The organism is Streptomyces bohaiensis (assembly GCF_012033785.1).
Taxonomy (GTDB): Bacteria; Actinomycetota; Actinomycetes; order Streptomycetales; family Streptomycetaceae; genus Streptomyces; species Streptomyces bohaiensis.
The window spans coordinates 1-8,601 of record NZ_JAAVJC010000201.1; the positions used below are offsets into that span (position 1 = coordinate 1).

General features: G+C 75.5%; 9 protein-coding genes. 3 read left to right on the top strand and 6 right to left on the bottom strand.

Going from position 1 to position 8,601, the window contains the following annotated elements; translation table 11 throughout:
- Positions 1-26: 26 nt before the first annotated feature.
- Both HCN52_RS18315 and HCN52_RS18320 read right to left on the bottom strand, forming a co-directional pair.
- On the bottom strand, positions 27-695 hold the full coding sequence (locus tag HCN52_RS18315; protein ID WP_168089537.1) for a Pvc16 family protein: 669 nt from the start codon (positions 693-695) through the stop codon (positions 27-29).
- Between the two features lie 195 nt (positions 696-890).
- On the bottom strand, positions 891-1,499 hold the full coding sequence (locus tag HCN52_RS18320) for a helix-turn-helix transcriptional regulator (RefSeq protein WP_312876765.1): 609 nt from the start codon (positions 1,497-1,499) through the stop codon (positions 891-893).
- A 482-nt stretch (positions 1,500-1,981) separates the two neighbouring features.
- Here HCN52_RS18320 and HCN52_RS18325 point away from each other — a divergent pair, with 482 nt between their 5' ends.
- Both HCN52_RS18325 and HCN52_RS18330 read left to right on the top strand, forming a co-directional pair.
- Positions 1,982-2,758 carry a response regulator gene (locus HCN52_RS18325; RefSeq protein ID WP_168089538.1) on the top strand — a complete coding sequence of 259 codons (777 nt, stop codon included), beginning with the start codon at positions 1,982-1,984 and terminating at the stop codon, positions 2,756-2,758.
- A 63-nt stretch (positions 2,759-2,821) separates the two neighbouring features.
- Positions 2,822-3,289 carry a DUF4240 domain-containing protein gene (locus HCN52_RS18330; RefSeq protein ID WP_245175264.1) on the top strand — a complete coding sequence of 156 codons (468 nt, stop codon included), beginning with the start codon at positions 2,822-2,824 and terminating at the stop codon, positions 3,287-3,289.
- A gap of 50 nt (positions 3,290-3,339) precedes the next feature.
- Here HCN52_RS18330 and HCN52_RS18335 read toward each other — a convergent pair whose 3' ends face one another.
- The 4 genes from HCN52_RS18335 to HCN52_RS18350 all read right to left on the bottom strand — a co-directional run bounded on the left by HCN52_RS18335 (position 3,340) and on the right by HCN52_RS18350 (position 7,002).
- Complete coding sequence (locus HCN52_RS18335) at positions 3,340-3,549, bottom strand: hypothetical protein (RefSeq protein WP_168089539.1); 210 nt, start codon at positions 3,547-3,549, stop codon at positions 3,340-3,342.
- A 260-nt stretch (positions 3,550-3,809) separates the two neighbouring features.
- Positions 3,810-4,652 (bottom strand): sugar phosphate isomerase/epimerase family protein, encoded by an 843-nt coding sequence (locus HCN52_RS18340; RefSeq protein WP_209314701.1) that lies wholly within the window; start codon positions 4,650-4,652, stop codon positions 3,810-3,812.
- Positions 4,649-5,833: a dihydrodipicolinate synthase family protein gene (locus HCN52_RS18345; RefSeq protein WP_168089540.1), complete on the bottom strand. Its 1,185-nt coding sequence runs from the start codon at positions 5,831-5,833 to the stop codon at positions 4,649-4,651. The genes HCN52_RS18340 and HCN52_RS18345 overlap by 4 nt, the downstream gene beginning before the upstream one ends.
- Complete coding sequence (locus tag HCN52_RS18350) at positions 5,830-7,002, bottom strand: Gfo/Idh/MocA family protein (RefSeq protein ID WP_168089541.1); 1,173 nt, start codon at positions 7,000-7,002, stop codon at positions 5,830-5,832. The genes HCN52_RS18345 and HCN52_RS18350 overlap by 4 nt, the downstream gene beginning before the upstream one ends.
- A gap of 427 nt (positions 7,003-7,429) precedes the next feature.
- Here HCN52_RS18350 and HCN52_RS18355 point away from each other — a divergent pair, with 427 nt between their 5' ends.
- A complete protein-coding gene (locus HCN52_RS18355) occupies positions 7,430-8,548 on the top strand; it encodes a LacI family DNA-binding transcriptional regulator (protein WP_168089542.1) in 1,119 nt (372 codons plus the stop codon).
- The last annotated feature ends 53 nt before the right edge of the window (positions 8,549-8,601 follow it).

Genomic DNA, 8,601 nt, shown 5'->3' on the forward strand with positions numbered 1-8,601 from the left:
GGGCGGGCGGCCGCGGGCGTCCGGGCTCATCGCTGCTGTCCCGGGCGGAGGCGGTGCGCGGGGCGCGGGGCGGCGGCGATCTGGTGCGGTCGGTGGCCGCGCTCGCCGGGCGGCGGGGTGCCGTCGATGCCGCCGAGTCGGACGGCGGCCCCCGTGGTGACCGGTGGTCCGGCGTCGTCGTCCGGGTGGGAGGGGAACGGCACGGTGGCCACCACGTCGAGGGAGGGTTTGAGTTCGCCGCCGAGCGCGCTCCAGATCTCCGCCAGCGAGCGGGACTCCGTCTGTGAACCGCCGACGTTGAGCGGGACGCTCAGCCCCTGCCGGCCGAGCGCGCCCGGCAGCGTCGACGGTGCCAGCAGCTCGTGGGGCAGCAGGGTGGAGAGGGCCGCGGCCAGCAGGCGGTGCTCGTCCTGCGGCCGCTTGGTCCAGGCGGTGACCAGGTAGGCGAGCCGGAACCAGCGCGGCGGGCGGCGCCGCTTGACGACCAGTCCCTCGCTGTCGTGGACCGGGGTGTGGCCGCGCTGCCGCAGCGCGGTCTCCTCGCGGATGTCGTACAGGTAGCTGTTGATCACCGGGCCGTTGCGGCGCGCCGCCCAGTCCCGGGTCGGGGCGTCGAAGGAGACCTCGATGCCGGAGCCCGCGAGCGGGCCGCGGCCGAGCAGCCCCTTGAGGACCTCGTCCATCTCGTGGATCACCGGATCGGTGCCTTCCGTGTCGCCGGGCCGCGGGGCCGCCGGGGGCCGCGCGCCGCGGGCGCGATGACGTCGCCCGCCCCATCCAACCCGATGGCCACCGCGCGCCACACGGCCCGCCGGGGCGGCGTCAGGGGCACGATCAAACCCTGACCGGGCAACGGCAGTGTCCTTTCGGTCAGATCCGAACGCGTCCCATCAGATATAGCCCTCGCGCATGGCGTAGGCGACCGCATGCGCTCGGTTGCGCAGATGCAGCCGGGTGGTGAGCCCGTGGACCACGTTCTTGACGGTGCGTTCGGAGTACGAGAGCTTGGCAGCGATCTCCTGGGTGTCGCGCCCGTCCGCGACTAACCGCAGCACGTCGACCTCGCGCGTGGAGAGCCCGCCGGCGGGTGCGCCCGACCGGCCGGTGCTGACCCGGTGGAGCACCCCCACCTGATCGATGAGCCGCCCCAGCAGATCGGCGGGGAGGTCCCCCTCGCCCCGCGCGGCGGCGAAGACGGCCTGCGCCAACCGGTGCTCCGTGGCCTCGTTCCGCCAGACCACCGCGCCCACCCCGCACTCGATCACGTCGAGCAGTTCCGCCTCCCGCAACACGCCCACCACCAGCACGGCACGGCCGCCGTCCGCCCGGACGATCCGGCGCAGCCGGCCCAGCACCTCCTCGTCGAGGGAGTCCCGGACGACGAGCGCCACCGCTCCCGGCCGGGTGTCCGCCTCACCCCGGATCTCGATGTCGGGGTTACGGCGTAACTGCGCCAGCGTGCCCTCACGGGTGATGGGATCGGGCGCGTGCACGGTCACGGAGGTACGGGCCTCGGGTACGCCGGGACGGACGGTACGGACCGCCGCGGCTGACGAGCCCTGCGCGCCCGAGCCCCCGGTGAGTGCGTCCCCGTCCCGGTGAGATGCCTGCACGAATCCCCCAACCTCTCGGGCGCACCGCCGGTCGCGGCAGCGCCTGACCCGCTCGACGCTAGTGGTGCCCGCCGCCCCTGTCGTCACACCAGAGCGGGACCCGGACTACCCCTACGGGGGTATCCGAATTCCGTCCCTCGTCGTGGGCCGGGGGCGCACCCCCCGTCTACGTTGACAGGGTGCGCGCCCCGTTCGGGCAACGGTGATCGGCACGTCGGTACACGTGGGCATGGGCGTGGGGTCGGCGGACGGGCCGCACGGAACGCCCTGCTTCGCGCCGGGCCGGCCCGCGGCGCTCCCTCGGCGCGAAGCGGCCGGTGCCCCCGCCGCCGGCCGGGGCGCCCACCCGACGAGGATCGGCGGTACCGGTGAACATCTCCGTGGTCGTGGCCGACGGCCAGGCGCTGGTACGCGCCGGACTCCTGGCCCTGCTGCACGCCGCCTCCGGGATCGAGGTGGTCGGCGAGGCCGCCGACGGCCGCCAAGCGGTGCACCTGGCCACCGCGCTCCATCCGGACGTCGTCCTGATGGACGTCCGGATGCCCCGGCTCGACGGCATCGCCGCCACCCGGCTGATCGTCGGCGGGCACGCCCACCGCGGCCCCCGCGTGCTGATGCTGACCGCCTGCGATGCCCCCGAGTACGTCTCCACCGCGCTCGGGGCAGGGGCCTCGGGGTTCGTCCTGAAGGACACCCCGCCCGAGCGGCTCGTCTCGGCGGTGCGCACGGTGGCGGCCGGGGACATGCTGATCACCCCGGTCGTCACCCGTGAGCTGGTGGAGACCTACACCCGCCACCACCGCGCCCTCACGCTGGGTCTGAACCGGCTGGGACCGCTCACCACCCGGGAGACGGACGTGCTGCGCCTGGTGGCGGCCGGACTCGGCAACGCGGAGATCGCCGCACGGCTGGGGCTGAGCGCGGCCACCGTCAAGACGCACGTCAAGCGGGTCATGCAGAAGCTCGGGGTGAACAGCCGCGCGCAAGCGGTCGTGCTCGCCTACGAGTCGGGGCTGGTCGTGCCGCGGGGCCGCGTGGCGGCCGAGCTGAGCGACGGGACGTCAGCGGCCACCGTCCCGACCGCCGGGCCCGGTGGCTGCCCGGCGCCGTCCGGCCGCCGGGAAGCGGACCCGCTCCGGGGCTGAAGCCGCCACCGGCGACCGCACCGCACCGCCGCGTTGTCGGTGCGGTGCGGCATGCTCGGCGGCATGGGCGAGACGGTGGCGACGGACGCGACGGTGGAGATGGACGAGGCACGGTTCTGGCGGCTGATCGAGCGGTGCCGCCCGCCCTGGTCCGACCCGGACGCCGAGGACCTCGCGGCGGCGCTGGTCGAGCGGCTGGCGGCACGGCCCGCGGCCGTCACGGCGGCGTTCGCGGAGACGCTGTCGCGGCTGCTCTGGGAGCTGGACCGCCGGGAGCTGGGCGAGGACGCGTCCTCGGACGCCTTCCTCTACACGCGGGCCGCGGTGGTGGCCGCGGGCGAGCACACCTTCCGAGCGGTGCGGGCCGATCCGGCACGGTTCGCGCCGTTCGCCACCGGGGCGGTGTGGGCGGAGTCGCTGCTGTACGTCCCCGACCGGGCCTGGCGCCGGCTCACCGGCGAGGGCTGGGAGCGGCGGACCAGGTACAGCTACGAGTCGTGCAGCAACCGCGCCGGCTGGCAGCGCGGCTGACGGCCCGGACCGGGCCCGGCGCAGGCCCCGGACGGGGGTCGCACCGCCCGTCAGGCACCCAGGGTGCCGCCCATCACCGCGGAGACGAACGAGGACCACCCGGCGGGGGTGAGCGGGTCCTCGGAACCGGCCGTGGCGGCCGGGGCGACGGCGAGGCCGCCGATGGCGGTGGTCTCCGGCACCCGGGCATCGTCAGGACCACAGGTGAACGCGGCCCGGTCGGCGTCGGCGGTGGCCGGGACGGTCGTCATGAGGGCCATGGCAGTGCTCCTTCAGCAGCACGACAGGTACGTCCCCCTGGGATAGCCGCACGTCACCGCCGTCAAACACGCGGGAGGTAACGTTTCGGCGCGACCGATGCGCCGCCGGGGCCGCCGCCGCGTCCCGAGCCGCGCCGCACGGACCGGACCGGGCACAACGGACCGGACCGCGCACGACGGCGGGACCGGTCCCGCCTCGGGTGCTGCCCCGGCGGTTCCGGTCCCGACCGTCCTGGTGCCGACCGGCGCCAGGTCCGGCGTCAGTCGGCGGCGACGGCGCGGTAGCGGTCCGCGGTCTCCCGCAGCACCTCGCGCCCGTCGCGGGCCCACATCGCCTCGTTGAAGATCTCCACCTCGATCGGCCCCTCGTACCCGGCGGCGTCGACGACGCGGCGGAAGTGCGCCATGTCGATGCAGCCGTCACCGATCTGGCCGCGGCCGGTGAGCACCCCCGCGGGCAGCGGGGTGACCCAGTCGGCGAGCTGGAAGCAGTGGATGCGCCCGGCCGCGCCCGCCTCGGCGATCTGCCGGTCGACCCGCTCGTCCCACCACAGGTGGTAGGTGTCGACGACGACCCCGACCGTCGCGGCGTCGAACGGCTCGGCGAGGTCGAGCGCCTGGCCGAGCGTGGAGACGGCGCAGCGGTCGGCCGCGTACATCGGGTGCAGCGGTTCGATCGCGAGCCGCACCCCGCGGTCGGCGGCGTAGGGCGCCAGCTCGGCCAACGCCTCCGCGATGCGCGCCCGGGCGTCGACCAGCCCGCCGCCCTCGGGCAGACCGCCGGAGACCAGCACCAGGGTGTCGGTGCCGACGCCCGCCGCCTCGTCGATGGCGGCCCGGTTGTCGTCGAGCACGGCCTGCCGGTCGGGGGCGGTGAAGAACCCGCCGCGGCAGAGCGAGGTGACCGCGATCCCGGCCTCGGCGAAGAGGTCGTGCGCGGCCTTGACCCCGTACTCCCGGACCGGCTCGCGCCACAGCCCCACCGCGGTGACGCCCTGCTCGCCGCAGGCCGCGACCAGCTCCGGCAGGTCCAGCTGCTTGACCGTCATCTGGTTGATCGAGAAGCGGCCCAGCCCGGGGCCGGCCACTGCCGCGGCGCTCATGCGGTGACTCCGTGGACGGTGAGCAGCTGCCGCATCCGGGCGGCGGCCAGCTGCGGGTCGGGGAAGAGGCCGAGCTCGTCGGCGAGCCGGTAGGCGTGGGCCAAGTGCGGCAGCGAGCGCGCGGACTGGAGCCCGCCGACCATGGTGAAGTGGTCCTGGTGCCCGGCGAGCCAGGCGAGGAACACCACCCCGGTCTTGTAGTAGCGGGTGGGCGCCGTGAAGAGGTGGCGCGAGAGCGGCACCGTCGGGTCGAGGACGGCGCGGAACCCCTCCGTGTCGCCGGTGTCGAGCTTGCGCACGGCCTCCGCCGCGAGCGGCGCCAGCGGGTCGAAGATCCCCAGCAGCGCGTGGCTGAAGCCGTGGGCGTCGCCCGCGATCAGCTCGGGGTAGTTGAAGTCGTCGCCCGTGTAGCACCGCACGCCGTCCGGGAGGCGGCGGCGCAGCGCGACCTCGCGGCCCGCGTCGAGCAGCGAGATCTTGATGCCGTCGACCTTGTCGCTGTGGTCGGAGATGACCGACAGGAACGTCTCGGTGGCGGTGTCGAGGTCGGCGTCGCCCCAGTAGCCGTCCAGCGCGGGGTCGAACATCGGACCGAGCCAGTGGAGGATCACCGGCTCCTGCGACTGGCGCAGCAGGTGGTCGTAGACCTCGGCGTACTCCTGCGGCCCGGACGCGACGGCGGCCAGGGCGCGGGAGGCCATGAGGATGGGCTGGGCGCCCGCGGACTCCACGACCTCCAGCTGCTCCTCGTACGCGGCGCGCACGTCCTTGAGGGTGGTGCCGGCGGTCGGGGTGAGCTGGTCGGTGCCGACGCCGCACGCGATGAGTCCGCCCTCGGCCTTGGCCTCGGCCGCGGAGCGGCGGATCAGCTCGGCGGCGCCGGACCAGTCCAGCCCCATGCCGCGCTGCGCGGTGTCCATCGCCTCGGCGACGCCGAGACCGTGGGACCAGAGGTGGCGGCGGAAGGCGAGCGTGGTGTCCCAGTCCACCGCCGCGGGGTCGTCGGGGCCGGCGTCGGCGAGCGGGTCGGCGACGACGTGCGCGGCGGAGTAGACGACCCGGGAGGCGGGCGGCGGGCCCTGGGCGTCGCGCGCGACGGGCTCGGTGCGGTGCCGGTAGTGCTCCAGCGTGCCGTCCTGGGTGGGGAGTCGGAGGGTGTCCGGGGTGGGCGCGTCGGTCACAGCCGCACCTCGGGGACGTCGAGGCGGCGGCCCTCGGCGGCGGAGCGCAGGCCCAGGTCGGCGAGCTGGACGCCGCGCGCACCGGCGAGGAGGTCCCACTCGTAGGGGGCGTCGGTGACGACGTGGCGCAGGAACAGCTCCCACTGCGCCTTGAAGCCGTTGTCGAACTCCGCGTTGTCGGGGACCTGCTGCCACTGGTCGCGGAAGGACTCGCCGTTGGGCAGGTCCGGGTTCCACACGGGCTTGGGGGTGGTGGAGCGGTGCTGGATGCGGCAGTCGCGCAGGCCGGCGACGGCGGAGCCCTCGGTGCCGTCGACCTGGAACTCGACCAGCTCGTCGCGGTTGACCCGCACCGACCAGGAGGAGTTGATCTGGGCGACGACCCCGCCGGCGAGCTGGAAGACGCCGTAGGCCGAGTCGTCGGCGGTGGCGGTGTAGCGCTCGCCCTTCTCGTCCCAGCGCTCGGGGATGTGGGTGGCGGTCAGCGCCTGCACGGTCTCGACGCGGCCGAACAGCTCGTGGAGGAGGTACTCCCAGTGCGGGAACATGTCGACGACGATGCCGCCGCCGTCCTCGGAGCGGTAGTTCCAGGAGGGGCGCTGCGCGGGCTGGAGGTCGCCCTCGAAGACCCAGTAGCCGAACTCGCCGCGCACGGAGAGGATGCGGCCGAAGAAGCCGCTGTCGATGAGGCGGCGGAGCTTGAGCAGGCCGGGGAGGAACAGCTTGTCCTGGACGACGCCGTGCTTGATGCCGGCGTCCGCGGCCTGGCGGGCGAGGGCGAGCGCGCCGTCGAGCCCGGTGGCGGTGGGCTTCTCGGTGTAGATGTGCTTGCCGGCGGCGATCGCCTTGCCGATGGCGGACTCGCGCGCCTGGGTGACCTGCGCGTCGAAGTAGATGTCGACGGTGTCGTCGGCGAGGACGGCGTCGAGGTCGGTGGAGATGGCGGCCGGGTCCAGACCGTGGCGGACGGCCAGCTCCCGCAGGGCGTGCTCGCGGCGGCCGACGAGGACGGGCTCGGGCCAGATCACGGTGCCGTCGCCGAGGTCGATCCCGCCCTGCTCGCGGATGGCCAGGATCGAGCGCACCAGGTGCTGGCGGTAGCCCATGCGGCCGGTGACGCCGTTCATGGCGATCTTGATGGTCCTGCGTTCGGTGGCCGATGCGCTCATGGCCGCCACGTCCTTTCGTCGGGTGGTCCGGGCTGACGCCCTCCGCCGAGAGTAAGCGCTTTCTATCCGTCTGGGAAGCGGGCGCACAGCGCGAGATGTCGGGCGGTCGCCCACCCGCGGTACCGCGGGTGGGACCGGCGCACCCCGCGAGCGCCTCCCGGTGCCGGCCGCCCCGGCGCACGGGGGCACGACGCGGACACCCGGCGGGACCACCGGCGGGGGGCGCGCCCCTCGCCCGCCGCTCGCCCCGTCGCCGACGTCGATGTCGAGCGCCGCGGCAGCCGCCGTCGGACGGGGCGACGGCCCGGCCGGAGCCGCACCGTCCCCCGACCCCGCCGTCCGGGGCTCGCACCGGTGCCGGCCGCCGCTACGCTTCCCACCAGAGGGGACCGCACCACCCCGCCGCCCAGCCGACCGGAGGACCCGGATGACAGTGACGCTCGCCGACGTGGCGGCCCGGGCCGGTGTCTCGGCGGCGACGGTCTCCCGGGTGCTCAACGGCAACTACCCGGTCGCCACCGCGACCCGCAGCCGCGTGCTGCGGGCGGTGGAGGAGCTGGAGTACGTCGTCAACGGCCCGGCGAGTTCCCTCGCCGCCGCCAGCTCCGACCTGGTCGGCGTCCTGGTCAACGACATCGCCGACCCCTTCTTCGGCATCATCGCCGGCGCGGTGCAGGACACCATCGGCCCGGTGACCTCGGTCCCCGCGCAGGGCCGGAAGCTGGCCGTCATCTGCAACACCGGCGGCTCGCCCGAGCGGGAGCTGACGTACCTGACGCTGCTCCAGCGGCAGCGCGCCGCCGCCGTGGTGCTGACCGGCAGCGGCACCGACGACCCGGGGCACCGGGCCGCCCTCGCCGCCCGGCTGCGCCGCCTCGCCGCCGGTGGCGTCCGGGTCGTGCTCTGCGGCCGGCCGCTCCCGGCCGAGGAGCACGGCGGGGCGGACGGGGCCGACCCCGCCGCGGGCACCGCCCCGGAGGTGGACGGGCCCCGGCCGCGACCGGTCGAGGTACCGCTCGACAACGAGGGCGGCGCACGTGCCCTGACGGAGCACCTGCTGGCACTCGGCCACCGGCGCATCGGCCATCTCGCGGGGCCGGACCACCGCTCGACCACCCGGCACCGGCTCGCCGGGCACCGCGCCGCGATGACGGCGGCCGGGCTGCCGCCCACCCCGGACCACCTGCTGATCCACGGGACGTTCCACCGGGACAGCGGCTACGCCGGCGCGCTGCGCCTGCTGGACGCCGACCCGGGGTTGACCGCCATCGCCGCCGCCAACGACACCGCGGCGCTCGGGGTCTGCGCGGCGTTGCGCGACCGCGGCCTGCGGGTACCGCAGGACGTCTCCGTCACCGGGTTCGACGACCTCCCGTTCGCCGCCGACGTGGCGCCCGGCCTCACCACGGTGCGCCTCCCGCTGCGCGAGACCGGTCAGGCGGCCGGGCGGGTCGCGCTGGGCGCCGAGGTGCCGGAGGACGGCGTGGTACCGCCGGAGCCGGCTCGGGTGGTGGCCCGCGACTCCACCGCGCCACCGCGGGGCTGAGGCGGCGTCCGGCGCGTCCGCCGACCGTCGCGCGTCGCCGGCCGGGCCCGGCC